20 protein-coding genes are annotated in these 24,386 nt (G+C 71.3%); 9 read left to right on the forward strand and 11 right to left on the reverse strand.

From position 1 onward, the window contains the following. Window positions 1–62: 62 nt before the first annotated feature. A complete protein-coding gene (locus ABD987_RS02530) occupies window positions 63–896 on the reverse strand; it encodes a S1 family peptidase (protein WP_345386377.1) in 834 nt (277 codons plus the stop codon). A 256-nt stretch (window positions 897–1,152) separates the two neighbouring features. Here ABD987_RS02530 and ABD987_RS02535 point away from each other — a divergent pair, with 256 nt between their 5' ends. Together ABD987_RS02535 and ABD987_RS02540 are read left to right on the forward strand one after the other, a co-directional pair. Continuing rightward, the gene (locus tag ABD987_RS02535) at window positions 1,153–1,521 is read left to right on the forward strand and encodes a ClpX C4-type zinc finger protein (RefSeq protein ID WP_345386379.1); all 369 of its coding nucleotides are present in this window, start codon (window positions 1,153–1,155) and stop codon (window positions 1,519–1,521) included. A gap of 485 nt (window positions 1,522–2,006) precedes the next feature. After that, a complete protein-coding gene (locus ABD987_RS02540; protein ID WP_345386382.1) occupies window positions 2,007–3,560 on the forward strand; it encodes a M4 family metallopeptidase in 1,554 nt (517 codons plus the stop codon). Window positions 3,561–3,651: 91 nt separating this feature from the next. Here ABD987_RS02540 and ABD987_RS02545 read toward each other — a convergent pair whose 3' ends face one another. Then, window positions 3,652–4,242, reverse strand: a complete 591-nt coding sequence (locus ABD987_RS02545) for a TetR/AcrR family transcriptional regulator (protein WP_345386384.1) — start codon at window positions 4,240–4,242, stop codon at window positions 3,652–3,654. A 96-nt stretch (window positions 4,243–4,338) separates the two neighbouring features. On the opposite strand from ABD987_RS02545, the gene ABD987_RS02550 reads away from it, so the two are divergent. From ABD987_RS02550 to ABD987_RS02570, 5 genes are all read left to right on the forward strand, one after another. After that, window positions 4,339–5,619, forward strand: coding sequence for an NADH:flavin oxidoreductase/NADH oxidase family protein (locus ABD987_RS02550; RefSeq protein WP_345386386.1), 1,281 nt, complete (start codon window positions 4,339–4,341; stop codon window positions 5,617–5,619). A 58-nt stretch (window positions 5,620–5,677) separates the two neighbouring features. Further along, window positions 5,678–6,391, forward strand: a complete 714-nt coding sequence (locus tag ABD987_RS02555; RefSeq protein ID WP_345386388.1) for a type 1 glutamine amidotransferase domain-containing protein — start codon at window positions 5,678–5,680, stop codon at window positions 6,389–6,391. Between the two features lie 32 nt (window positions 6,392–6,423). After that, window positions 6,424–7,341 carry an acetoacetate decarboxylase family protein gene (locus tag ABD987_RS02560; RefSeq protein ID WP_345386390.1) on the forward strand — a complete coding sequence of 306 codons (918 nt, stop codon included), beginning with the start codon at window positions 6,424–6,426 and terminating at the stop codon, window positions 7,339–7,341. Window positions 7,342–7,518: 177 nt separating this feature from the next. Continuing rightward, complete coding sequence (locus ABD987_RS02565) at window positions 7,519–8,223, forward strand: alpha/beta fold hydrolase (protein WP_345386392.1); 705 nt, start codon at window positions 7,519–7,521, stop codon at window positions 8,221–8,223. A 141-nt stretch (window positions 8,224–8,364) separates the two neighbouring features. Next, on the forward strand, window positions 8,365–8,991 hold the full coding sequence (locus ABD987_RS02570; RefSeq protein ID WP_345386394.1) for an alpha-ketoglutarate-dependent dioxygenase AlkB: 627 nt from the start codon (window positions 8,365–8,367) through the stop codon (window positions 8,989–8,991). Window positions 8,992–9,153: 162 nt separating this feature from the next. Here the strand turns inward: ABD987_RS02570 and ABD987_RS02575 are convergent, their stop codons facing one another. The 8 genes from ABD987_RS02575 to rhaI form a co-directional block, all read right to left on the reverse strand. Further along, the gene (locus ABD987_RS02575) at window positions 9,154–9,654 is read right to left on the reverse strand and encodes a hypothetical protein (RefSeq protein ID WP_345386396.1); all 501 of its coding nucleotides are present in this window, start codon (window positions 9,652–9,654) and stop codon (window positions 9,154–9,156) included. Between the two features lies 1 nt (window position 9,655). After that, window positions 9,656–10,930, reverse strand: coding sequence for a cytochrome P450 (locus ABD987_RS02580; protein ID WP_345386398.1), 1,275 nt, complete (start codon window positions 10,928–10,930; stop codon window positions 9,656–9,658). A gap of 44 nt (window positions 10,931–10,974) precedes the next feature. Beyond that, window positions 10,975–12,645, reverse strand: a complete 1,671-nt coding sequence (locus tag ABD987_RS02585; protein ID WP_345386400.1) for a peptide-N4-asparagine amidase — start codon at window positions 12,643–12,645, stop codon at window positions 10,975–10,977. 50 nt (window positions 12,646–12,695) lie between these two features. Beyond that, on the reverse strand, window positions 12,696–15,479 hold the full coding sequence (locus tag ABD987_RS02590) for a family 78 glycoside hydrolase catalytic domain (RefSeq protein WP_345386402.1): 2,784 nt from the start codon (window positions 15,477–15,479) through the stop codon (window positions 12,696–12,698). Between the two features lie 17 nt (window positions 15,480–15,496). After that, on the reverse strand, window positions 15,497–16,816 hold the full coding sequence (locus ABD987_RS02595; protein WP_345386404.1) for an MFS transporter: 1,320 nt from the start codon (window positions 16,814–16,816) through the stop codon (window positions 15,497–15,499). A 498-nt stretch (window positions 16,817–17,314) separates the two neighbouring features. Beyond that, window positions 17,315–18,667: a rhamnulokinase gene (locus tag ABD987_RS02600; protein ID WP_345386406.1), complete on the reverse strand. Its 1,353-nt coding sequence runs from the start codon at window positions 18,665–18,667 to the stop codon at window positions 17,315–17,317. A 24-nt stretch (window positions 18,668–18,691) separates the two neighbouring features. Then, window positions 18,692–20,719: a bifunctional aldolase/short-chain dehydrogenase gene (locus ABD987_RS02605; protein WP_378213964.1), complete on the reverse strand. Its 2,028-nt coding sequence runs from the start codon at window positions 20,717–20,719 to the stop codon at window positions 18,692–18,694. Further along, a complete protein-coding gene (gene rhaI, locus ABD987_RS02610; protein WP_345386410.1) occupies window positions 20,716–21,885 on the reverse strand; it encodes an L-rhamnose isomerase in 1,170 nt (389 codons plus the stop codon). The genes ABD987_RS02605 and rhaI overlap by 4 nt, the downstream gene beginning before the upstream one ends. A 92-nt stretch (window positions 21,886–21,977) precedes the next feature. Between rhaI and ABD987_RS02615 the strand changes: the two genes are divergently transcribed. Continuing rightward, a complete protein-coding gene (locus ABD987_RS02615) occupies window positions 21,978–22,976 on the forward strand; it encodes a LacI family DNA-binding transcriptional regulator (RefSeq protein ID WP_345386412.1) in 999 nt (332 codons plus the stop codon). A 78-nt stretch (window positions 22,977–23,054) separates the two neighbouring features. Here the strand turns inward: ABD987_RS02615 and ABD987_RS02620 are convergent, their stop codons facing one another. Next, window positions 23,055–23,687: a class I SAM-dependent methyltransferase gene (locus ABD987_RS02620; RefSeq protein WP_345386414.1), complete on the reverse strand. Its 633-nt coding sequence runs from the start codon at window positions 23,685–23,687 to the stop codon at window positions 23,055–23,057. A gap of 97 nt (window positions 23,688–23,784) precedes the next feature. Here ABD987_RS02620 and ABD987_RS02625 point away from each other — a divergent pair, with 97 nt between their 5' ends. Continuing rightward, the gene (locus tag ABD987_RS02625) at window positions 23,785–24,375 is read left to right on the forward strand and encodes a helix-turn-helix domain-containing protein (protein ID WP_345386416.1); all 591 of its coding nucleotides are present in this window, start codon (window positions 23,785–23,787) and stop codon (window positions 24,373–24,375) included. Window positions 24,376–24,386 lie beyond the last annotated feature (11 nt).

Here is a 24,386-nt window from a genome sequence, read left to right on the forward strand (position 1 = left end):
GCAAGTGCCCATGCCGGGTACCGGCTCGCACCGTGGACACGGTGCGAGCCGGACGGCCACGCTCAGCCGATCACGCTGTAGATCCACTCGTGGTAGTAGGAGACACTCGTGTCGATGTCCGGGGTCTGACCGCAGATGTCACCCGGCGCCCTGCTCTGGACCCCGGCGAGCCGGTACCGGCCGAAGACGAACTGGATGACCGGCGATCCGGAGTCACCGCCACAGGAGCCGGACACCTTGTCGGGGTGTTCGGTACAGAAGTCGCCCTCCCGGATACCGTAGCCGTCCCCGGCGGTCGGGTCGGAGACGCACTGCGGGCTGGTCGGGGGTATCACCGGCGAGTCGAGTTCGCGCAGCTGCACGGGCAGCTCGGCGGGCGTGTTCTGCTTGATGTCGGTGTAGCCCCAGCCGATCTGCCGCGCTATCGCCCACGGCGCCGGGGTCGCGTCGGCGAGACCGATCGCCTTCTGCGCCACCGGCTTGTCCAGCCGCAACAGCGCGATGTCCTTGCCGTTGTTGCGATCCGCGCTGTTGACGTAGCCGGGAATGACCTCGATCCCGGCCACGTTCGCCGTCGAGCCGCCCTTGGTGCGGTCGTTCGAGCCGACCCGGACGTGGTACGTGGCGGGGCTGACCGGCGTGTAGGGCGCGCCGTTGGTGCCCGGCTTGGTGACGCAGTGGGCCGCCGTCACCACCCAGCCCGGGGCGACGAGCGCGCCCCCGCACCACTGCGTGTTCGGATCGCCCTTGTACTCGCGCTGGATGGACACGACGAACGAATAGTCGATGGTCGCGGGCTTGCCGTTGATGATGGCGTGCGCGGGCGCCGCGACCGCGGCGCTGCCCACGAGCGCGGTGGCGACCACCGCCGCGCGCCACAGGAGATGTCTGGTCACTTCAAGTTCACCCTTCCCCAGTAAACGTGTTTCGACGTGATCATCCTGCCAGTAAAAACCCGCGCCGAGGCGGAAATCCCCGAATTGGTCGAGACCACCATGTGACTACAGGGGAATGGGTGTCACCGAGCGCATATCGTTCCGTGGCCGCACTCCGCGACCTGGTGCGCGCCAAAGCCTTGCCGGATCCCGGGTGTCAGGCATAGCCTGACACCCGTCAGGAAGCGCCTGACATCCCGGACCGAGAGGCACCCGAATGGCCTCCAGCACGATGTCCTCGGCGATCGCGACGTGTTCGTTCTGCCTGAAACCCGATTCGGAGGTCGAGGCCCTGGTGGCCGGTCCCGGGGTGTTCATCTGCGGCGGATGTGTGGAGCTGTGCCGGCAGGTGATCGAGAACAAGCCGGCGTCGGTACCACGGCTCGCCCCGTGGGAACAGGCCCACGACGTCGAGACGGTTCTGAGGTCCCTTCCCCTGGTGGCGAAGGCATCGGTTCAGGTGGAGGAAAGCCTGACCGGCTGGGTTCGCCGCGCCCGCGCGCTCGGCGCGAGCTGGGCCCGGATCGGCGCCGCGCTCGAGATGACCCGTCAATCGGCCTGGGAGCGGTTTTCCGGCGAGGAATAGCGAATCGCTCGGGCACACCGTCCACGAACACGCCGCGCCGGTTCCCCACCGGAGAGTGGGGAACCGACCGTCCGCCGAAACCATTGAGGTTTTCTCACTGGGAGTAGTGAGTTCTGGCGCCCGGTGCGTGCTTCGGCTGAAACGATGTCGCGAATGCGACATTCGCGACACCAGCACACCCCCAACCGCTACTGAAGAAAACCGCATTCGGGCCGCCGGATTCATCCTGATCGCCGGGCTGCGGCCATGGTGGGCGGCTTGCGGACCCTTGTGGGGTAATGGGAAATTCCGGGCAGGGAACCGAGTGCCGGAAAACGAGCCCGCCGCACACCCCGGAGGTCCGGAGGGTGCCAAAGTAGCGACCTTCGTCGGTTGTTCGAAGTTCCGGGAAACCCGACCCTGGTCGAGGTTCGATTCCATTCCACCGCCGAATCCGGCCCCGTCTCCGGGGCCCGGTCCGGCCTGCCCGGAGGAGAACGACGCCGATGACATTGCGCCGACCACTCGTGCTGCTCGCAGCCGGCGTGCTGGCCGCGGCCGTCACCACGGCCGCGACCGCTCAGGCACAACCTTCCGATCCCCGGAATCCGCAAACCCCCGAGGCGATGGCCGCCGGCGCCGCGCAGCGGCTGGTGGCCTCCCGGCCCGCCGCCCTGCACGCCGGACCGGCCGACGTTTTCCAGCAGCACAAGGTGATCTCGTCGATCAACGGCCTGAAGTACGTTCCCTACGACCGCACCTACCATGGCCTGCCGGTCGTCGGCGGCGACTTCGTCGTGGCCACGAACTCCGCGGGACAGGTCCTCGCCACCTCGGTCGCGCAGACCGCCGCGATCGACCTGCCCAGCACGACCCCGAAGCTGACCGCGCGGGAGGCCGAGGCGACCGCCCGCACCCAACTGGCCACTGTGGACAGTGTGCTTCCCGCGCGGCTCGCCGCCTACGCGATCGGCACCCCGGCGCTCGCCTGGACGACCCAGGTCACCGGCCGGACCAAGGAGGGGCCCAGCAAACTGGACGTCGTCGTCGACGCCATGACCGGCAAGGTGCTGCGCACGCGGGAGCGCGTGGCGCACGGGGACGCGCAGGGCGTGTGGAACGGCCCGGAGCCGCTGCACATCGACACCACCAACAACGGCGACGGCACCTTCTCGATGGCCGACCCGAACCTGTCGAACGTCAGCTGCCAGGACGCCGACACCCAGACGACCTTCACCAAGTCCGGTGACAACTGGGGCAACGGCGACGAGACCGACCGGGAAACCGGGTGCGCCGACGCGCTGTACGGCATCCAGCAGGAGAACAAGATGCTGTCGCAGTGGCTGGGCCGCAACGGCTTCGACGGCAACGGCGGCGGCTGGCCGATCCGGGTCGGCCTCAACGAACAGAACGCCTACTACGACGGCACCCAGGTCCAGGTCGGGAGCAACACCGCAGGGCAGTGGATCGGCTCGATCGACGTGATCGCACACGAGCACGGGCACGGCATCGACGACCACACCCCCGGCAGCATGTCGGGCAACGGCACCCAGGAGTTCGTCGCGGACGTCTTCGGCGCCTCGACCGAATGGTTCGCCAACGAGCCCGCGCCGTACGCGGTGCCGGACTTCCTCGTCGGCAACCAGGTGAACCTCGTCGGGAACGGGCCGATCCGCAACATGTACGACCCGTCCCAGCTGGGCCACGCGAACTGTTACGACGACTCGATTCCCGGCACCGAGGTGCACGCCGCGGCCGGGCCGGGCAACCACTGGTTCTACCTGGTGGCCGAGGGCACGAACCCGACCAACGGCCAGCCGGTCAGCCCGACCTGTGACGGCTCCTCGGTCACCGGGCTCGGCGTGAAGACCGCGGTGCAGATCTTCTACAACGCGATGCTGCTCAAGAACAGCAACAGCTCCTACCAGAGCTACCGCACCTGGACACTGACCGCGGCGAAGAGTCTCTTCCCCGGCAGCTGCACCCAGTTCAACACCGTGAAGGCGGCCTGGGACGCGGTGAGCGTGCCCGCCCAGCCGGAGGATCCGGCCTGCGGGTGACCGCGTCAGGCACCCTGGTCACCACCCACCGCGACGGGGCGGGGAAGGCGAGCGATCGTCTTCCCCGCCCCGCTCGTCCGCGCGGGGCGGGCTAGCGCGGCACCGCCGGGGACGCCGCGAGCAGCGCCCGGACGGCGGCACGGACCCGCTCGGCGAGGGCTTCCGGCGTGGCGGCGTCGAGTTTGCCGTCCAGGTGCAGGAAAGCCAGGCCGTGGACGAAAGCCCACACCGCGGTGGACAGTGCCTCGGGGTCGGCGTCGGGGAAGACACCGCGGACGAGGGTCTTGACGTACTCGGAGATGGCGGCGGTCGCGGCGGCCCGTTCCTCGCTGCCGGGATCGCAGGGTTCGGTGAACATCACCTTGAACAGCGCCGGGTGGTCGACGGCGAAACGAACGTAGGCGACGGCGATCGCGGCGAGGTCGTCGGGGTCCCTTGGCGCAGGATGCGCCGCGGCGAGCTGTCCGGCGAGCTCGCGGTACCCCTCGGCGGCGACCGCCGAGACGAGCGCCTCGCGGTCCGCGAAATGTCGATAGGGAGCCGTGGCCGAGACACCGGCCCGGCGGGCCACCGCCCGTAACGAGAGCCCGGCGTCGCCGTTCTCCTCCAGCAGCTCACGCGCCGCGCGCAGGCAGGCGGCGCGCAGATCGCCGTGGTGGTACGAGGCGTTCGCCTGCGACACGGATCACTCTCCCTCATGTTTACAGTGCTTACATTCTCGGTTAATGTGAGCACTGCACACATCATAGGCGATGAGCGATCCGCGAGGAGAACCAGGATGACCAGCGAGCTGTTTGCGCCGCTGCCGCTGCGTTCCGGGGCCGTACTGGGCAACCGGATCGCGAAGGCGGCCATGGAGGAGAACCTGGCCGGCGACGGCCAGCTGCCCGGGCGGCGGTTGCTGTCGCTGTACCGGCGGTGGGCCACGGGCGGCGCCGGCCTGCTGATCACCGGCAACGTCATGGTTCACGCCGAGGCGTTGACCGGGCCCGCCGGTGTCGTGCTCGACGACGCCGCGCCACTCGGACCGTTCGCCGAGTGGGCCGAGGCGGGCAAGGCGGGCGGCGCGGCGATGTGGATGCAGCTCAACCACCCCGGTCGCCAGGTCCAGGCGGACCTGCCCGGCGTCGTGTGGGGACCGTCCGCGGTGGGCGTCGACCTCGGCAGGCACAGCGGCCGCTTCGGCCGCCCCACCGCCATGACCCCCGAGCAGATCGAGGCCACCGTGACGCGGTTCGCGGTCACCGCGGCGCGCGCCGAACAGGCCGGTTTCGACGGCGTCGAGGTGCACGCCGCGCACGGCTATCTGCTGTCGCAGTTCCTGTCCCCGCTGGTCAACCGGCGCACCGACGCCTGGGGCGGGTCGCTGCCGAACCGGGCCCGGATGCTGCTCGACGTCGTCCGCGCCATCCGCGCCGCCGTTTCGCCCTCCTTCGCGGTCGCGGTCAAGCTCAACTCCGCCGACTTCCAGCGCGGCGGATTCGACGCCGACGACGCCCGCCAGGTGATCGCGATGCTCGCGCCGCTGGGCGTCGATCTGGTCGAACTGTCCGGCGGCAGCTACGAAAGCCCGGCGATGTCCGGCCGTCCTGCCGACGCGCGCACCCGGGCCCGCGAGGCCTATTTCCTGGACCTGGCCGAGGATCTGGTGAAGACCAGTCCCCTGCCGCTGATGCTCACCGGCGGCATCACCCGGCGCGACACCGCCGAGAAGGTCCTGGCGGGCGGGGTGGCACTCGTCGGGATGGGCACCGCCCTCGCGGTCACCCCCGACCTGCCCGAGCGCTGGCGCGACGGCCGTGAGGCGGACCGGGAACCGCGCCCGGTGACCTGGCCGGACAAGGCACTCGCCTCGGCTGCGAGCATGGCCAGGGTCCGGTACCAGCTGCGCCGCCTCGCCAGGGGACGCCGTCCGGCACCCGGCGTCCACCCGGCTTGGGCGCTGCTCGCCGAGCGCCGGCTCCAGCGACGGGCACTGCGGCGCTACCGCGCCTGGCTGGCCACCGCGCGGAGCGCCGTCGCGACGCGTCCGGCACCGGTCCGAGTTGCCGAGCGGTAAGGACACCCACAGGGTAAGCGGTGCGCATTCGCGTGACCGCGAGGAAAGGAACGAGACGATGACGAAGGTCCTGTTCGTGATCTCGGCGGCGGACCGCTGGACGCTCGACGACGGCACGGTGCATCCCTCGGGCTACTGGGCCGAGGAAGTCGCGGTGCCGCACCGCGTCTTCACCGAGGCGGGCTGGGACATCACCGTCGCGACCCCCGGCGGGAAGGCACCGACCCTCGACCGGCTGAGCCTCGGTGTCTCCGGCGGGCTGCCGGGCAAACGCCGGGAGGTGAAGCGCTATCTCGACGGCATCGAGGACGTGCTGGCCCACCCGGTGGCACTGGACACGGTCGACCCGGACGCGTTCGACGTGGTGTTCTACCCCGGCGGTCACGGGCCGATGGAGGACCTCGCCCACGACGAGACCTCCGGCGCGCTGCTGGCCGCCAGGCTGGCCGCGGGCACACCGCTCGCCCTGCTGTGCCACGCGCCGGCGGCGATCCTGGCCGCGACCGGCCCCGACGGCACGTCTCCCTTCGCGGGCTACCGGATGACCGGACTGTCCAATCGGGAGGAAATGCTCAACCGGTTCGCGAAGAAGGCGCCGTGGCTGCTGGAAGACAGACTGAAGGAAGCCGGTGTCGAGTACTCCAAGGCGTTGCTTCCGTTGCGTCCCCACGTCGTGGTCGACCGTAACGTCTACACCGGACAGAACCCGCAGTCCTCCGAGCGGCTGGCCGCCCGGCTCGTCGCCGATTTCGGCGGCACGTCACCGAAATAGCTTTCCGCGAGAGTTCCGAAGGAGCCACACCGATGTCGCCGGCCCACCAGGAAACCGTCGAAGTCGAGCTGGGCGGCCGCACGGTCGCGGTGCCGAAAGGCGGCCTCTACGACCGATACCGCATGAACACCGACCTCGACGAGGTACTCCGTGATCCCCGGGTCGGCACCGTGGACTTCTTCCGGCGGCTGCCCAAGACCAAAGTGGACTCGCCGATCGGCCCCACCCTCACCCCGAACTTCTACTACCGCGTCTCGACCGCGCGGCTCACGATGCTCGCCCGTACCCGCGCGATCCGGGCCCGCCTTCCCCGCGAACTGGCGCCGCTGGAGGTCGCGCCGGGACTCGGGCTGATCTCGGTCATGTTCTTCCGCTACGACGTGTGCGACATCGACTTCTACACCGAAGCCGCCGTCGGCGTGGCCGTCCGGCCCGCCCGGCACGGCCGCCTCGGGATCGCCGATCTCGCCACCGCGCTGGGGAACGACCACCTCCACTCCTATGTGCTGTCCCTGCCGGTCAGCACCGACATCGCCCAGGTCCGCGGCCACGACGGCTACGGATTTCCCAAGTGGGTCACCGGACTCGACGTCGACATCGACCCGAGCCGGGTCACCGCGCGCGTGGCCGGCGACGGGGGCGGCACCGACCTGTCGTTCTCGGCCGCCACGCCCGCACCGCGCACATACCCGACCGGCACGCGGGTCTCGACCCTCACCTCCTACACGTCGATCGGCGGCGCGTGGCACTCGACGCTGAGCCAGACGAACGTGCTGTCCGCCGGGAGCGCGCGGTTTCCGCGCGGCGCCGGACTCCACCTCGGGCAGGGCCGGATGAGCGAGGACCTGCGGTCCCTCCGCCCGCTCAGGACCGTCCGGCTCGACGTCACCACCGAAGGCCAGCTCGCCCTGCACCTGCCGGTCCCGATCTCGATGCCGGACCCGAGCTGAGCATCGCGACGCGGCGGACCGATCCACCGTGTCCGGCGGAGTCGGGGGTCGCGGTCGGCCGCGGTTGTCACCGGGGTGCGCGGGGCCTGGCCGAGACGTGTTCGTTCGGGCACGAATATGAACCCGTGGGTACTCGGCGGACTCCGGGGTGCCCGGGGGCTGGTTAGCGTGATCATCATGAGGGATGAGAAGCCGAGGACGTTCGTTCTGGTGCACGGAGCCTGGCACGGCCCATGGTGCTGGGAGCGGGTGAGCGAGCACCTGATCGCGCGTGGTCACGAGGTGGTGTGCCCGTCGTTGCCGTGCGACACCGCCGAAGCCGGCCAGGACGAGTACCTCGCGGTGATCGAAGACGCGCTCCGAACCCGGTCCGATGTGGTCCTCGTCGCGCACTCGATGAGCGGCATGGTGGCACCGCTGGCGACCGGCGACCCGGCGGTCGGTTCCCTCGTCCTGCTCGCCGCCCTGCTGCGCAGACCCGGCACCGCATGGGTGGACGGCGGGCTCACGCCGCTTGCCGAGCCGTTGCAGAAGACGCTCGCCAGTGCCGGCGTCGACGAGTCCGGGTGCGTGGTCCTGGACCCGGCGGACGCGACCGACGTGCTGTACCACGACTGCGCCCCGGCCGACGCCGCCGACGCGGTCCGCCGGTTGCGCCCCAGTGCGAACATCTTGGGCCAGCAAATCTGCCCCGGCCTGCCGCGGCGCCGCGTGCCGACCACGTACGTGGCCTGTCGCGACGATCGCGCGGTGAACAACGCATGGAACGCCGCCCTAGCCCAGGAACTGCTCGGTGCCACGGTCCGCGAGATCGACGGTGGGCACTCGCCGTTCTGGTCGGCACCGGAACAGCTCGCCGCGCTGCTGGTCGAGGCGGCCTGACCCACGCGGCCCGGCGGAGGGCCGAACCGCCTCACAAGCGACCGATGCGGCTCACCGGGATCCACGGCCCCTTCCCGTGGATCCCGGACCCATCACGAGGAAGTGCGAACATACGTTCGATTCATGGGTTACAGTGGACTCATGGCACTACCGCTCCAGGCTTCGTTGTTCGGCTCGGCGGGGCCGATGACGCTCGGCCCGCTGACGGACCTCCGCCGCACCACACTCGGCCGCGGCGCGTGGATCGACGTGCTGCCCGGCTGGCTCACCGGGGCCGAACGGCTCTTCGACCGGCTCGCCGAAGAGGTGCCGTGGCAGGCCGAACGCCGCCGGATGTACGACCGGGTCGTCGCGGTGCCGCGCCTGCTCTGTTTCTACGACGAGCGGGCAGCGCTCCCCCACCCGATCCTGGCCGACGCGCGGGAAGCGCTTTCCACGCACTACGCGGCCGAGCTCGGCGAGCCGTTCCGCACCGCGGGGCTGTGCTACTACCGCGACGGCCGCGACAGCGTCGCCTGGCACGGGGACGACCTCGGGCGCGGCCGGACCGAGGACACCATGGTCGCGATCGTGTCGGTCGGCGCGCCACGACAGCTCGCGCTGCGCCCGCGCGGCGGCGGCGAGACACACCGGTACGCGCTCGGGCACGGCGACCTGATCGTGATGGGCGGCTCCTGCCAGCGCACCTGGGAACACGCCATCCCGAAGACCACGAAAACGGCGGGACCGCGCATCAGCGTCCAGTTCCGCCCACGCGGCGTGCGCTAGGAAACGAAGGAAAACGCGAGGGCGAGTGCTCACACTGGATGGGTTTTGAATCCGTTGCCGCATGCTCCCCGTCCGCGCGGGTGAGTGACGAACCGGGCGAACGTCCGCGAAGGTCGCCACCCAAGCAAGGAAGTAGCAGGCCGCGCGCTCGTCGCCGATGCGTTACGCGCGAGTCGCCTGCATCTCCTGGAACAGCTCGAACTCGCCGTCGGGACCGGCACTGAACCCCTGCCACCGGAACGAGGTCGGCGTGACGTCGGTGAACGTCCACCGCGAGCGCCCGCCCCCGGCGTCCGTGCCCTCCTGGATCATCCCGCCGTCGCCGTCGGGCCTGCCGATCTGCGAGAAGTACGACGGGAGTTTCGGCGAGAACCAGGTGACCTGCCACAGCCCGGTCGTGACGTCGTACATGCGGATGGTCGTGCCGGGGAACCGGTCGTGGAACTCCGGGCAGAAGAGCACGTCCTGCACCGCCCGTCCGCCGAGCACCCAGCCGAACCGCCATTCGCCCGTCGCACTGCGCCACTGGCCGTCGGGGAACCTGTACCGGTTGACGATGGTCCACTCCCCGACCAGCCTGCCGTAGAGCATCAGCGCCTCGGCGTGGTCCGGGTCCGGTCCGTCCGCCAGGAGCAGCCCCGGCATCGCCTCCCCCGAGGGCATGTCAGTCCACCAGCACCGGGAGCTCGTCGAGACCGTAGACGATCGAGACCTTCCGGAACGCCAGCTGCTCCGGCTCCACCGCCAGGCGCAGCTTCGGGAAGCGGCGGACCAGCGCGGGATAGGCGGCCCGCAGCTCCATCCGGCCCAGCTCCGCGCCGACGCACCGGTGGATGCCGTAGCCGAACGCGAGGTGCGAGGACGGCTCGCGGGTCGCGTCGAAACGCTCCATGTCCGCGCCGAGGGACGGGTCGCGGTTGGCCCCGGACAGCGAGACGATCATGATGTCGCCCTCGCTGATCCGCACGCCGCCGATCTCCATGTCCTCCTTGGCGAAACGCGGGAACGCCATCTGCACCACGGTCAGGTACCGCAGCAGCTCCTCGACGAACCGGTGCACCTCGTCCTCGGTGCCGCGCGCGGCGGCCATCGCGCGGTCGTCGCGCAGCAGCACCAGCGCGCCCAGCGCGAGCATGCTGGCAGTGGTCTCGAACCCGCCGGTGAGGATGCCGTCGGCGAGCCCGGCCAGCTCGCGGTCGTCGATCTCGTCCCCGTGTTCCTTGATCAGCATGCCGAGCAGGCCGTCACCGGGCTCCTCGCGCTGCTTCTTGACAACTTCGAGCAGGTAGGTCAGCGATTCGGACATCGCGCCGAGCGAGGCGCCCGCGCCGCTGAACAGGTCGAACCGGGCCATGCTCAGCCGCTGGAAGTCCGCCCGGTCCTCGTAGGGCACCCCGAGCAGCTCGCAGATCGTCAGCGACGGGATCGGCAGCGCGAAGGAGGTCCACAGGTCAACCGGCCCCTCGGTGGCGGCCATCGCGTCGAGCTGCGCGGCGATGATCTCGTCGATGCGCGGGGTCAGCCGCGACAGCCTGCGCATGGTGAACTCGGGGGTGAGCAGCTTGCGCAGCCGGGTGTGCACCGGCGGGTCCGCGAAGCCGAGCCCGCCCGGGTTCTGGTCCTCGGTGACCCCGGCGTTCCCGACCAGGTTGGTGAAGTCACTGCTGAAGCCGTTCGCCTTGCCGAGGACGGCCTTCGTCTCCTCGTACCCGGTCACCAGCCAGGCGTTCATCCCGAACGGCAGGTCGAGCTTGCTGATCGGCGCCTCGGCCCGCTTGGCGCCCAGTTCGGGCAGCGGATCGAGGCCGTCCCGCTTGAGCGGCATCAGCGCGGCGTCCGGCAGGAACGCCATCTTCGACAGGTCGAAGCCCTTCTTCTGTTGGCGCGCAAGGTAACGGCGCCCGACCCAGCCGAGGACACGCGTACGGATACTCCCCATGGCCGCGACACTACCGCACTAGACCGATCGGGCTACCGGCCCGTTCACCGGGGTGACCGGCTCCCGCCGATCTCGTGGTCCGCGGTGAGCAGGCCGTGGTTGCTCGCGACGTAGTGGAAGTACGGCCGTCCGCGGTCGTCGGGTCCGGTGTAGAGGGTCCGCGAGCTGTCGTCGGACTCCGTCGTGACACCGTTCGTCCTGGTCAGGGTGCCGGTGGAGCGCAGCCACTCCCGCGAGGACGACTTCGGCCGCCAGTGACGTCCGTCACCGGTCTCGTCGCTCAGCTGCTTGGTCATCTCCACCGTGCCGCCGAGCTTGAAGTTCTGGTCGTCGGTCAGGGTGAGCGGCGAGGCGTCCACGGTCAGCGGATAGGACCAGGAGTGCCGGTCGGCCGCGACCACCCGGCCGTCCACAGTGGAGACCGAACTCTGCCGCCCCTGGTCGGTCTGCACCAGGTGCTGGGCGTTCGCGCCGTGGGTGAGGTCGTCGCTGTTGCGGTAGTCGCGGGTCCGCTCGACCTGGGTGAATACGCGCCCGGCGGAGGTGTCGAGGTACCCGGCGGTGACGTCGTGGCGCTTCGCGGTCACCGTGGCGTTGACACCGTCCGAGGTGTCCTTCACCACGGTCGTCTTCTCCGCCACCGGGGCGACGTCGTCCCGCGTCAGCGCGCCGGAGGTCCGCTCGGCGTGCTGGTCGGTGTAGAGGAACAGCGTCGGCACGACACTCCAGCCGCCGCCGATGTCCGGCACGGTGAACGACAGGTCGTGGGTCCCGCCGTCGACGAGCCGCCCGGCGAACGGCGTGAGGTCGAACGTCTCGGCGTGCAGGCTGAACGTGTCGATCGCCACGATCGGGCGCCACAGCGTCGGCACGATCCCGCCGGAGTAGATGTGCGGGAAGGTGTGCGCGCCGCCGACCGGGGCGCCGTCGAGGGCGATGTTCGCCTCGCGGAACGGGCCGTGCCCGCACAGTCCCGCCTTCGGGTACTTCGCGACCACCTCGTCCGGGACGGCGCTGAACCACTGCTCGTCGCAGGCGCCGCCCTCCAGCGTCACCTCCAGGTAGGCGCGGGTGATGTTGCGCGGCAGGTCCTTCGCGGTGAAGTGCACGGTGCCCGCGCCGACGTTCGCGTCGGCGTGGGCGAACCCCGCGACGCGGTCGGGCACGGCGGGCGCCGGGTGCGCGGCGCCGGCCCGGTAGTAGGTGATGGTCACGGTCTGCTCGTACACGCCGGTGTAGACCGGTGAGGTGAAGTTGCCGATCCCGCCGCCGAACGGCTGCGGCGTGCGCAGCAGCGAGCTGTAGGCGGTCAGGTCCTTGTCGAAGTGGTAGGTGATGGGCCGCCTGCCCTCGCCGCTCGGTTCCTCGGTGGTGCCCCACCACACCTCGGTGCCGCCGATGAGCAGATCGCCGATCCGGTCGTACTGCCGGCCGCTGACGGTGACCGTCTGGTCGAGCACGACCTTCGACCACGGTCCCGCGCACTCCTTCGGCGGTGTGAGCGTGCCCTCGTAGAAGCGCTGCGCGCCGTCGGGCGCGTTGGAGCGGAACCGGTCCGCGAGCGTCACCGTGCAGTGCGCGGTGTCCGGCCGCGTCACCGCGGGCGCCGGGGTGACCGGGTTGTCGGTGTCCCCCTCCAGCACCGGATCGGCCGAGGCGGCCGTCGGCGCGAACAGCAGCAGGAGGGCGGCGAGCAGGACCGCGAATCTCTTCACCGGCGCAGCGTAACCAGTCCGCGACCCGACGAACGGTGATCGTCACCTGGTCAGCCCAGCAGCTCGGCCAGGATCGCCCGTGCCTCCCGTCCCCTGCCGTCGATGTCCTTCCGCGCCAGGAAGACCGGCAGTTCGACGGGCGGGGCGTTCAGGTACGGGGCGGCGCGGCGGGCCAGGTCGGCGGTGTCGGTGCCCAGCCCGTGGTCGAGGAGGATCCCGGCCACCGTGGCCCACAGCTCCGGCGAGTCGAGCAGGTCGCGGACGGTGCGGACCGGCCGGGTGACCGGCACGCACGGATCGTCCCAGGTCCAGCTGTGCCTGCCCGGCCGCACCGCGATCGGCTCCCCCGCGGGCGGGTACACCGTCGCGGTCGTACCCGGCGGGATCGTGACGTCGAGGACGAACTTCCCGTCCGCGCGGCGCCATCCCGCGTACGCCTCGCCGTAGGGCGTTTCGTGCTGGGCCCAGGCGTGCGTCAGCGCGGCGTCCGGCACCGGCCGCACCACGATCTCGCGGTAGCCCGGCGCGCCCGGCGCGAGCCCGGCCACCGTCCGGTGCAGCCAGTCGGCCACCGCGCCCAGCGCGTAGTGGTTGAACGAGGTCATCTGGCCGGGGTTGATCGTGCCGTCGGGCAGCATGCTGTCCCAGCGTTCCCAGATCGTGGTGGCGCCCATCGTGACCGGGTACAGCCAGGACGGGCAGCCGCGTTCGAGCAGCAGCCGGTAGGCAGGCCCGGGATGCCCGGCCGAGGTCAGCGCGTCGGCGACGAGCGGGGTGCCGACGAAGCCGGTGCCGATCCGGAACCCGTTGCCCCGCACCAGATCCGCGAGCCGCTCCCCCGCGCCGCGCCGTTGCTCCCCCGTCGGCAGCAACGCGAACTCCAGTGCCAGCGCGTACACCGTCTGCGCGTCGCTCAGCACCCGTCCCGCGCCGGTGACGTATTCGCGGACGAACGCGGCGCGGGTCCGCTCCGCGAGTTCTCCGTACCGTTCCGCTTCCTCCGCGCGGCCGAGCAGCGCGGCGGCGTCGGCGACGATCCGCGCCGAGCGGGCCAGGTACGCGGTGGCGACGACGTCGGGATCGGCCTTCGCCGCGAACGGATTGTCCGGCGGCGCGGCCGGGTCGAGCCAGTCACCGAACTGGAACCCGCCCGTCCACAGGCCGTTCGTGCACGCGGCGGCCACCCGGTCCACCCACGCGCGCATGCTCGCGAACTGCCGCGCGAGGATCTCGACGTCGCCGTAACGCCGGTACAGCACCCACGGCACGATCGTGGCCGCGTCGCCCCACGCCGTGGCGGCCGGGGCCTCGATGGACAACACATCCGGGACCACGTACGGCACCGAGCCGTCCTCGTGCTGCTCCGCGGCGAGGTCGGCGAGCCAGGACCGGAGGAACCCGGCGGAGTCGTACAGGAAGCTCGCGGTCGGCGCGAACACCTGGATGTCACCGGTCCAGCCCATCCGCTCGTCCCGCTGCGGGCAGTCGGTGGGCAGGTCGACGAAGTTGCCGCGCATGCTCCAGACCACGTTCTCGTGCAGGCGTTCCAGCAGCGGCTCCGAGCAGCCGAACCAGCCGGTGCGCCGCAGGTCGCTGCCGATCACGACGGCCGCCACGTCGGCGGGCGCGAGGTCGGGGACGCCGGTGACCTCCGCGTACCGGAACCCGTGGAAGGTCAGGCTCGGTTCCAGCACCACGTCGCCGGCGCCAGTGAGCACGTAGGTGTCGGTCGCCTTCGCGCTGCGCAGCGGCCGCACGCCGAGTTCGCCGTGCTCCAGCACCTCCGCGTGCCGCACGACGACTTCCTGCCCCAGTACCGGTTTCCGGACCGCGAGCCGGACCCAGCCGACGAGGTTCTGCCCGAAGTCGACGATCGTCCGCCCGGACGGCGACGCGGTCACCGAGAGCGCGGACACCACCTCGGTCACCCGCACCGGCGGCCCCTCCGGCGCGACCACGGTGGACAGCCCGGCGTCGAGGACCGTCACACCGTCCACAACGGACTCATGGGGCCGGAGGTCGGTGTACTGCCCGTCGTACAGGTCGTTGTCGAGGACGTCGCTCTCCCGCGCGGTCCAGCCCTCGCCGGTGCCGACCACCTCGCTCGTCCCGTCCGCGTAGGTGATCTCCAGCTGGGCGAGCAGCGCGACCCGGTCACCGTAGACGCCGCGGTCCCCGGTCCAGCCGAGGCGTCCCCGGTACCAGCCGTTGCCCAGCAGCGCCTCCAGCGTGTTCTCACCGGGTACCAGCGCTTCCGTGACATCGTGGGTCCGGTACCGCAGGCGGTGCGGATAGCTGGTCCAGCCGGGCGCGAGCACCTCGTCACCGACGCGGGAACCGTTCAGGGTGAGGGTGTACACGCCGTGCGCGGTGACGTAGAGCCGTGCCGAGGCGACCTCGCCGCGCACGGTGAAGGCGCGGCCGAGGATCGGGGCGCGTTCCCCGATGCCGCCGATCATCGCGGGGGTGACGAACCGCGCCGCCCAGTCGTCCGGGGCGAGCAGGCCGGTTTCCACAGTGGACGGTGCGCTCCAGTCGCTCCACCGCTCGCCCGCGGCGACCCGGATCCGGACGGCGGCGCGGGCCCGGGACGCCAACGGGGCGAACGGCCACGGTACGAGCACCTGCTCGGCCGAGTCCACCCGTACCACGGTGTGCCCGTTCGGTTCGTGGCGCTCCCCATCACCGGGAACGCATCGGCACAGCTCGGCTTCGTAGGCGGTCTGCGCCCAGCCGGGCTCCTCGGCGCGCACCTGCCAGGACAGGCGTGGCGACGCGGTGCCGACGCCCAGCGCGTGCTCGTGGTGGTCGAAGCGGACCCGGGTGACGAACAAGACGAACTCCTTCGGCTTCACGCGAGGGCGCGTTCGGTTTCGATCCGCTCCAGCGACTTGCCGGAGGTGTCGGGCATGAACAGGAAGCCGACCAGCCCGCTGATCAGCAGGAACAGCGCCAGCAGCGCGGCGACCGGGCCGATCCCCGCCTCGGCGAGTACCGGCACGAAGAAACTCCAGACGCCGAGGACCGCGCGGGCCACGCCAAAGGTGATGCCCTGCGCGGTGCCCCGCAGCATGGTCGGGAACAGCTCCTGGCTGAACACCTTGTAGAAGGCCTCCCCGGCGAGCGCGCCGCCGAACGCGAACAGCACCAGGTTCGCCACGATCACCGGCACGGTGAACGGGAACACCAGGTACAGCACGAACGCGAGGAACTCGGTGACCGCGCCGATCGCCCACATCGTCCGCCGCGCGCGGTAGCCGCGGTCGGCGAACCGCATGAACCCGGCCGCGACCACGAGCGCGGTGACCACGAAGCTGGAGCAGGAGAGCGCGACACTCGCCGCCTGCGTCCCGGCGTTGAGCGTCTTGATGATGTACGGGGTGAAGATCCCCGCGGTGCCCGCCGCGAGGTTCCAGAACAGGTAGATCGTCGCGGTCCAGACGAGGGCCTTCAGGTTGGCGCCGCTGAACAGGTTTCGCGGCCGGTGACGCGCCGGAGCGCCCGGAGTGTCCGAAGTGGACGCGGCGGCCAGCTCGGCGGCGGTCCGCCAGCGCGCCGATTCGGCCAGGTTGCGGCGCAGCGCCCAGGTCACCAGCGCGACCACGAGCAGATGCGCGAACACGATCCGGATTCCCAGCAGCCCCAGCGAGGACAGCGCGAGCGCGAGCAGCAGCACGACGATCGGCCCGACGCTCCAGGCCACCTGGGTCAGCCCCAGCAGTTTGCCGCGCGCCCCGGCCGGGGAGAACTCGCCGACCAGCGCCAGCGACGCCGGGACGTCCGCGCCGACCGCGACCCCGACCACGAACGTGCCGGCGAACAACATGGGCGTGTTGACCGACAAGGCGACGCAGAGGATGCCCGCCGCGTACACCAGCAGGTCGTACTTGTAGATCCGTTTGCGGCCCAGCCTGTCGCCCAGCCGCCCGCCGATCAGCGCGCCCACCGCGCAGCCCAGCGCGTTCGGCCCGATCGCCGCCAGCGCACCGACCGCACCGGCGCCGAGCCCGAGGGAGGACTGGAACAACGCCAGCCCCGCGCCGAGCGCGACGATCGATCCGGCGTCCAGATAGGACGCCATCCCGGCCAGCACGGTCCAGTTCCAGTGCTCGCGGCTGACCGCCTCGCCCTCGGGGACCGGGGTGAGGCCGACCGCGTCGGGGGAAGTCATGGGATCTCCCAGTCGTCGTCGAGCCGGGGATGATCATTTTTGAAACGTATCAATCAGGTACTGCGCACGAGAGTAGCCACAGTTTTCGCGCCGTACAAGACCTTCGGGGCCGGACGCCCGATGACGCCCTGGGTGTGTTCATCGCCAACGCCAGGAACTTGAGGGGACGAGCGCCCCAACGGGGTTTTCTCACTGGGAGTGGTGTGGCCTCGCGGCGAGCTGAAGGACGCCTTCGGTGCGCTCAGTGCACTGAAGGCGTCCTTCAGCGCGGCCAACGCACTGAAAGCGTCCTTCAGCACCCTGCCCACCCCGGGAAGCCACCAGCATCGCTCACCGTCCCCACGCGCCGCTCGGGACGCGGACTTCGACTGGGACGGTGTCGCTGCTGAGAAACCCCAATGTGGCATTGGGTGCGTTGGACGCACCGAACGCCATATTGGGGCGCATGACCACCGCACAACGGGAACGCTCGGGCCCCTGGCGGTAGAGCTGGGGGCACTATCGCGGGTCGTAGCGCCGGGGCGGCGAAGCTCGGGCGATCCGGGCACGCAGGGTGTCCAGCCCACCGGTAAGAGCGCCGTGTGCGCGGGCCTGGACGAGCACGTTGCCCAGCGCCGTCGCTTCCACCGGTCCGGCCAGCACCGGCAGGCCGCAGGCCCGCGCCGTCAACCGGCACAGCAGTGCGTTGCGGGCCCCGCCGCCGACGACGTGGACGACGTCGATCTCCTTGCCGGACAGGCGTACCGCGTCGGCCAGGGCACGGCGGTAGGCCTCGGCGAGGCTGTCGAGCACGCACCGGGTGAACTCGGCCGGATCCCGGGGTACCGGCTGGCCGGTCTCCCGGCAGCACGCCGCGATCCGGCCCGGCATGTCGCCCGGTGGCAGGAAACGCGGATCGTTCACGTCCACAATGGATCTTCGGGGCAGCTCCGCCGCCGCCCGCAGCAACGGTGCCACCTCGGGGACGCCCCAGACCCGCTGGCATTCCTGGAGCAGCCACAGGCCGGTGACGTTGCGCAGGTACCGGACGGTCCCGTCGACGCCGAGTTCGTTGGTGAAGCCGGCTTTCCGGCTCTCCTCGGTGAGCACCGGGGCGGTCAGCTCGACCCCGACGAGCGACCAGGTGCCCGAGGAGATGTAGCCGAACCGGTCCGTGGTGGCCGGGATCGCCGCGACCGCCGACGCCGTGTCGTGGGAGCCCACGGCATACACCGGCACCGAACCGAGTTCCGGGTCGGTCGTCCCCGCCCGCTCGCCCGGTGATCGCAGCGGCGGGAACCCGCCGACGTCGAGGCCCGCCCGCGCCGCGACCCCGGTGGCCCAGCCGCCGGTGCGCGGGTCCAGCAGCGCGGTGGTGGACGCGTTGGTGCGCTCGGTGCCGAGCTCGCCGGTCAGCCAGTAGGTCAGCAGGTCCGGGATGAGCACGATCCGCGCCGCGTCCGCGGCCCGCCGGTCCGCGGCGAGCTGGAACACCGTGTTGAACGGCAGGAACTGGATCCCGGTCGCCGCGTACAGCTCCGACGCCGGGATTTTCGCCAGTACTTCGCCGATGACGTGCTCGGTGCGGCGGTCCCGGTAGTGCACCGGATTGCCGAGCAGCGCGCCGTCTTCGCCGAGCAGGCCGTAGTCGACCGCCCAGGAGTCGATCCCGGCCGCGTCGACCGGCCCCGCCGCGCGCAGCCCCTCGCGGACCTCGCGGTAAAGCGCGAGGATGTCCCAGTACAGCGTGCCCGCGACCTCGACCGGCCGGTTGGGGAACCGGTGTACCTCGGTCAGGTCCGGCCCGCGTGCCGGGTCGCCGACCATCACCCGGCCGCCGGACGCGCCGAGGTCGACCGCGGCGAACCTCATCGCGGGACCGTCATCGCAGCGCCGTCATCGCAGAAACGCCGCCGCGACCCCGGCGTCCACCGGCACGTGCAGCCCGGTGGTGTGCGACAGCTCCGCGCCGGCCAGCGCGAACACCGCGTTCGCGACGTGCTCGGGCAGCACCTCGCGTTTGAGGATGGTGCGACGGGCGTAGAACGCGCCCAGCTCCGACTCCTCGACGCCGTACACCGCCGCCCGCCGCGCGCCCCAGCCGCCCGCGAAGATCCCCGACCCGCGCACGACGCCGTCGGGGTTGACGCCGTTGACCCGGATACCGTGCTCCCCCAGCTCGGCGGCCAGCAGCCGGACCTGGTGCGCCTGATCCGCCTTCGCCGCCCCATAGGCGAGATTGTCCGGGCCGGCGAACACCGAGTTCTTGCTGACGACGTAGATCAGGTCACCGCCGGCGCCCTGGGCGATCATCGTCCTGGCCGCTTCCCGCGCGACGAGGAACGAGCCGCGTGCCATCACGTCGTGCTGCACGTCCCAGTCCTTTGTGGACGTTTCGAGGAGCGGCTTCGAGATGGACAGCCCGGCGTTGCTGACCACGAGGTCCACGCCGCCGAAGGCGAGAGCCGCGGCGTCGAAGGCGTTCCTGACCTGGTCCTCGTCGGTGACGTCGGCGGTGACGGCGATCGCGGTCGCCAGCTCCCCGGCGACCTCGCGCGCGGCGTCGGCGTTCAGGTCGGCGACGACGACACCGGCGCCCTCGGCCGCGAGCCGCCGGGCGATCGCCCTGCCGATGCCCGAGCCCGCGCCGGTGACCAGCGCCACGCGGCCGGTCAGCGGCTTCGGCGCGGGGCGGCGACGGAGTTTGGCCTCCTCCAGTGCCCAGTACTCGATGCGGAACTTCTCGCGCTCGTCGATCGGCGCGTAGGTCGACACCGATTCCGCGCCCCGCATGACGTTGATCGCGTTGAGGTAGAACTCCCCGGCCACCCGCGCGGTCTGCGCGTCGGCGCCGAAGGAGAACATCCCGACGCCGGGCACCAGCACGATCGCCGGGTCCGCGCCCCGCATCGGCGGTGAATCCGCGTCGGCGTAGCGCTCGTAGTAGGCGCGGTAGTCTTCGCGGTATCGCTCGTGCAGTTCTCCCAGCCGCGTGATCGTCGCGTCCAGTGGTGCGGCGGGCGGCAGGTCGAGGACCAGCGGGCGGATCTTGGTGCGCAGGAAGTGATCCGGGCACGAGGTGCCGAGCGCGGCGAGGCGGGGGTGTTCGGCGCGGGCGAGGAAGTCCAGCACCGGCGCGGAGTCGGTGAAGTGCCCGACCTGCCGCCGGTCGGTGGACGCGAGACCGCGCAGGACCGGGGCGAGCGCGGCGGCGCGTGCCCGGCGTCCGGCCTCCGGCAGCGCGCGGAAGCCGTCGAGTTCCGGGCCGAACGGCTCCGGTTTTCCGTGCTCGGCAAGGAACTCCGCGGCGGTACGGATGATTTCGAGCGAGTGCGCCTCGGCCGCGTCGCTGGTTTCGCCCCACGCGGTGATGCCGTGCCCGCCGAGGACACAGCCGATCGCGCGCGGGTTTTCCGCCTTGACACGGGCGATGTCCAGGCCGAGCTGGAACCCCGGCCGCCGCCACGGGACCCAGACGACGCGCTCGCCGAAGCACCGCTCGGTGAGCTTTTCGCCGTCGGCGGCGGTGGCGAGCGCGATCCCGGAGTCCGGGTGCAGGTGATCGACGTGCGGGGCGTCGACGAGCGCGTGCATCGCGGTGTCGATCGACGGCGCGGCAACACCTTTCCCGTGCAGGCAGTAGTCGAACGCGGCGACCATCTCGTCCTCACGCTCGACACCGGGATAGACCGCCGGCAGCGCGCGCAGCCGGTCCAGCCGCAGCACCGCGAGCCCGGCCTCGGTCAGTGTGCCCAGGTCTCCCCCGGAACCCTTGACCCACAACAGTTCCACCGGTTCGGCGGTGACCGGGTCGACCGCCGTCCCCTTCGCCGAGGCGTTGCCCCCGGCGTAGTTGGTGTTGGCCGGGTCGGCACCGAGCCGGCGCGAACGGGCGAGAAGTTCTTCGACGGCTTTCGGGGTCACGCGCCCCACCCCGCCTGGGTGCCGCCGACCCGGTTCGCCGCGATGCGCTCGCCGTAGCCGGACCGCCGGTAGGCCGCCACCGGATCCGGGTCGAGCCCCTGTTCCGCGCGAAGCTCGGCGAGCATCGGCCGGACGTCGGTGTGGTAGGCGTCCATGACCACGTCGTGCGCGGCGAGCACGTCGCCCGAGTACTGCGCGGCGGTCAGCGCGTCGCGGTCGATCAGCAGCGCCTTGGCGGTGGCCTCCTGGACGTTGCACACCGAGCGGATCTGGCCGGGGATCTTGGCCTCGACGTTGTGGCACTGGTCGAGCATGAACGCGACGCCGGTCTCCGGGTCGAGCCCGCCGCCGCGGATCACCTCGGCCATGATCCGGAACAGCTGGAACGGGTCGGCGGCCCCGACCATGAGGTCGTCGTCGGCGTAGAAGCGGGAGTTGAAGTCGAACGCGCCGAGCCTGCCCGCGCGCAGCAGCACCGCGACGATGAACTCGATGTTGGTGCCCGGCGCGTGGTGCCCGGTGTCGACGCAGACCTGCGCGCGGTCGCCGAGGTGCAGGCAGTGCGCGTACGCGGTGCCCCAGTCGGGGACGTCGGTGGTGTAGAAGGCGGGCTCGAACAGCTTGTACTCCAGCAGGAGCCGCTGATGGGCACCGAGCCGTTCGTAGACCGCGACGAGTGCCTCGGCGAGGCGGTCCTGGCGGGTGCGGATGTCGTCCTGGCCGGGATAGTTGGTGCCGTCGGCGAACCAGAGCTTGAGATCGCGTGAGCCCGTCCTGTCCATGATGTCGACGCAGTCGAGCAGGTGATCCAGTGCCTTGCGCCGGATCGCGCGGTCCGGATTGGTGACGCTGCCGAGCTTGTAGTCGTCGTCTTGGAACACGTTGGCGTTGATGGTGCCAAGGCGGACACCCGCGGACTCGGCGTACTTCGCGAGCCTGCCGTAGTCGTCGGCGCGGTCCCACGGGATGTGCAGCGCCACCGTCGGCGCGACCCCGGTGAACGCGTGCACCTGGGCGGCGTCGTCGATCTTCTCCTCGACCGTCCTCGGCACGCCCGGCTGCGCGAACACCTTGAACCGGGTGCCCGAGTTGCCGTACGCCCAGGACGGCGTCTCGATCCGTTGCCCGCGCAGCCGTTCCTTCACCACCGCCGCCGGTACCACCATGGTCCGCTCACCCTCACCCTCGTCGCCGTGGTCGGGTTGAAACGTTTCACACGCATGGTAGGCTCGCGCCCACCTCCGGAGCAAGGGAACGCATGGTCGGGATCAAGGATGTCGCGAAACACGCGGGCGTCTCGATCGGCACGGTGTCCAATGTGGTCAATCGACCCGAGGTCGTCTCCGCGGCCACCCGCAAGCGGGTGCTGTCGGTCATCGAGGAACTGGGCTACGTCCGTGACGAGTCGGCGCGCCAGCTGCGCGCCGGGCGCAGCCGGATCGTGGCGCTCGTGGTGCTCGACCTCGGCAACCCGTTCTTCGTGGAGGTCGCGCGCGGCGCCGAGGAGGCCGCGCACGCCCGCGGGCTCAACGTCATCACGTGCGACAGCGGGCAGCGGACCGACCTGGAGTCCTCCTATCTCGCGATGCTCGCGGAACAGCGGGTGCGTGGCGTGCTGCTGAGCCCGGTGGACACCTCCGGCGAGGCGCTGAAAGCCTTTCGGCGCAGCGGCGTCCCGTACGTGTTCGTGGACCGCGGGGTGCCCGCCGACCAGGCCAGCTCGGTCTCGGTGGACGACGTCGCGGGCGGGGCACTGGCGGGACGGCACCTCGCCGAAGCCGGGCACCGGCGGATCGCGTTCGTCACCGGGCCCGCCGTGCTGGCGCAGTGCCGGGACAGGGAGGCCGGGCTGCGGTCCGTTGTGGACGGTTCCGGGGTTTCGCTCACGGTGCTGGAGGCGACGGCGCTGGACTTCGCGTCCGGCCGGGACGCCGGGGCGCGCCTGCTCGGGATGAGCCCCCGGCCGACGGCGGTGTTCTGCGCCAACGACCTCCTGGCGCTGGGCGTGCTCCAGGCGATGGTCGGGGCCGGGATCCGGGTGCCCGAGGAGATGGCGATCGTCGGGTACGACGACATCGAGTTCGCCGGCGCCGCCGCGGTCCCGCTGACCTCGGTACGCCAGCCCGCGCGACGGCTGGGCCGCACCGCCGCCGAACTGCTGCTCGCCGAAACCGGCGACGGCGCCGCGGCCGGCCACCAGGGCGTGGTCTTCACCCCGGAACTCGTCGTCCGCGAATCCACCCGCACCCGCCGCTGATCACGCGAGATCTCCGCCTGATCACGCGAGTTCCGCCTCCCATCACGCGAGTTCGCCGTCCCATCACGCGGACGACGCTCACCGGTGTCGGGTGGCGCGCACGACGACGTCGTGCAGCGAGACGCTCCGGCCGTTCGGGGCGGTCAGGGTGCGGCTGCGTTCCTCGGCGGTGACGACGGTCCACCCAGCGGGGTCAAGACGCGCGGTGATGTCCGCGGCCGTGACCGACGCCTCGGCGGGCGGGCGACTCCCGTGCCCATGCCCGTGCCCGGCCGCTCCCCCGGCGTGCAGGTGCCCGACGACGAGCAGCGTGCCGCCGGGCTTCACCCAGCCGGCGACGCGCTCGTAGAACGCCAGCTGCGGCATCGACGGATGGGCGTAGTGCGTCACGACCAGATCGAACCGTGACGCGGGCGTCCAGGTGGTCAGGTCCGCCCTGACCCACTCCACCTTCGCCGCGTCCCCGGCACCCGCCGCACGGGTGAGCGCCTCGGCGGAGATGTCCGCCGCCGTGACGTCCCAGCCGCGCGACGCCAGCCAGCGCGCCTCGCCGCCCTCGCCGCATCCGGCGTCCAGCGCCGTGCCCGGGTTCAGCCCGGCGGTCTCGCGGACCAGGTACGGATTCGGTTCCTTCCCCGTCCCCGACGCCCCCCGCCAGTGGTTCTCCCAGTAGGCGCCGTCGAACTCGTGCGCCCCCGCCTGTGTACTCACCCGTGTCCTCCCGGTCCGTTCCGTCCCCGTACACGACCACCGTGCGCCCTCATCCGCCCTGGTGGCAAACCTTCTTGCCGAATGGCAAAATTCCGGCGTGGACGAAACGATCGACCGGACCCTCGACGCGGTCGGGCCGCGGCTGAAACACCTCCGGCTGCGGCGGGAGACCACGCTCACCGCGCTGGCCGAGCAGACCGGGATCTCGGCCAGCACCCTGTCCCGGCTCGAAGCGGGACTGCGCCGCCCCACGCTCGAACAGCTTCTGCCCCTCGCGCGGGCCTACGGGGTCACGCTCGACGAACTCGTCGACGCGCCGCCCACCGGCGATCCCCGCGTCACGCTGCGCCCGATCGCCTGCGGGGACGGCTCGACGATCCTGCCGTTGACGCGGCGGCCCGGCGGCATCCAGGCCTACAAGTTCGTGCTGCCCGCCGGGCGCGACGGCGAGGAGCCCGACCTGCGCACGCACGAGGGCTTCGACTGGGTCTACGTGCTCGACGGGACGCTCCGGCTGGTCCTCGGCGAGCACGACCTGCTCCTCAAGCCCGGCGAGGCCGCGGAGTTCGACACCCGGACCCCGCACTGGTTCGGCGCCACGGGTTCCGGCCCGGTCGAGTTCCTCAGCCTGATCGGCAGACAGGGCGAACGCGCCCACGTCCGCGCGACCCCGGCCGCCACCGGGTAGCCCTCGGCGAT

The sequence above is a fragment of the Amycolatopsis samaneae genome (assembly GCF_039541975.1).
GTDB lineage: Bacteria > Actinomycetota > Actinomycetes > Mycobacteriales > Pseudonocardiaceae > Amycolatopsis > Amycolatopsis samaneae.

Bases quoted from the DNA above. Each gene is read 5' to 3' on its own strand.
- ABD987_RS02535 (WP_345386379.1), top strand. From the start codon at position 1,153: ATGGCCTCCAGCACGATGTCCTCGGCGATCGCGACGTGTTCGTTCTGC.
- ABD987_RS02595 (WP_345386404.1), bottom strand. From the start codon at position 16,816: ATGACTTCCCCCGACGCGGTCGGCCTCACCCCGGTCCCCGAGGGCGAG.
- ABD987_RS02570 (WP_345386394.1), top strand. From the start codon at position 8,365: ATGGCACTACCGCTCCAGGCTTCGTTGTTCGGCTCGGCGGGGCCGATG.
- ABD987_RS02540 (WP_345386382.1), top strand. From the start codon at position 2,007: ATGACATTGCGCCGACCACTCGTGCTGCTCGCAGCCGGCGTGCTGGCC.
- ABD987_RS02575 (WP_345386396.1), bottom strand. From the start codon at position 9,654: ATGCCCTCGGGGGAGGCGATGCCGGGGCTGCTCCTGGCGGACGGACCG.
- ABD987_RS02560 (WP_345386390.1), top strand. From the start codon at position 6,424: ATGTCGCCGGCCCACCAGGAAACCGTCGAAGTCGAGCTGGGCGGCCGC.
- rhaI (WP_345386410.1), bottom strand. From the start codon at position 21,885: ATGGTGGTACCGGCGGCGGTGGTGAAGGAACGGCTGCGCGGGCAACGG.
- ABD987_RS02565 (WP_345386392.1), top strand. From the start codon at position 7,519: ATGAGGGATGAGAAGCCGAGGACGTTCGTTCTGGTGCACGGAGCCTGG.
- ABD987_RS02600 (WP_345386406.1), bottom strand. From the start codon at position 18,667: ATGAGGTTCGCCGCGGTCGACCTCGGCGCGTCCGGCGGCCGGGTGATG.
- ABD987_RS02580 (WP_345386398.1), bottom strand. From the start codon at position 10,930: ATGGGGAGTATCCGTACGCGTGTCCTCGGCTGGGTCGGGCGCCGTTAC.
- ABD987_RS02615 (WP_345386412.1), top strand. From the start codon at position 21,978: ATGGTCGGGATCAAGGATGTCGCGAAACACGCGGGCGTCTCGATCGGC.
- ABD987_RS02550 (WP_345386386.1), top strand. From the start codon at position 4,339: ATGACCAGCGAGCTGTTTGCGCCGCTGCCGCTGCGTTCCGGGGCCGTA.
- ABD987_RS02555 (WP_345386388.1), top strand. From the start codon at position 5,678: ATGACGAAGGTCCTGTTCGTGATCTCGGCGGCGGACCGCTGGACGCTC.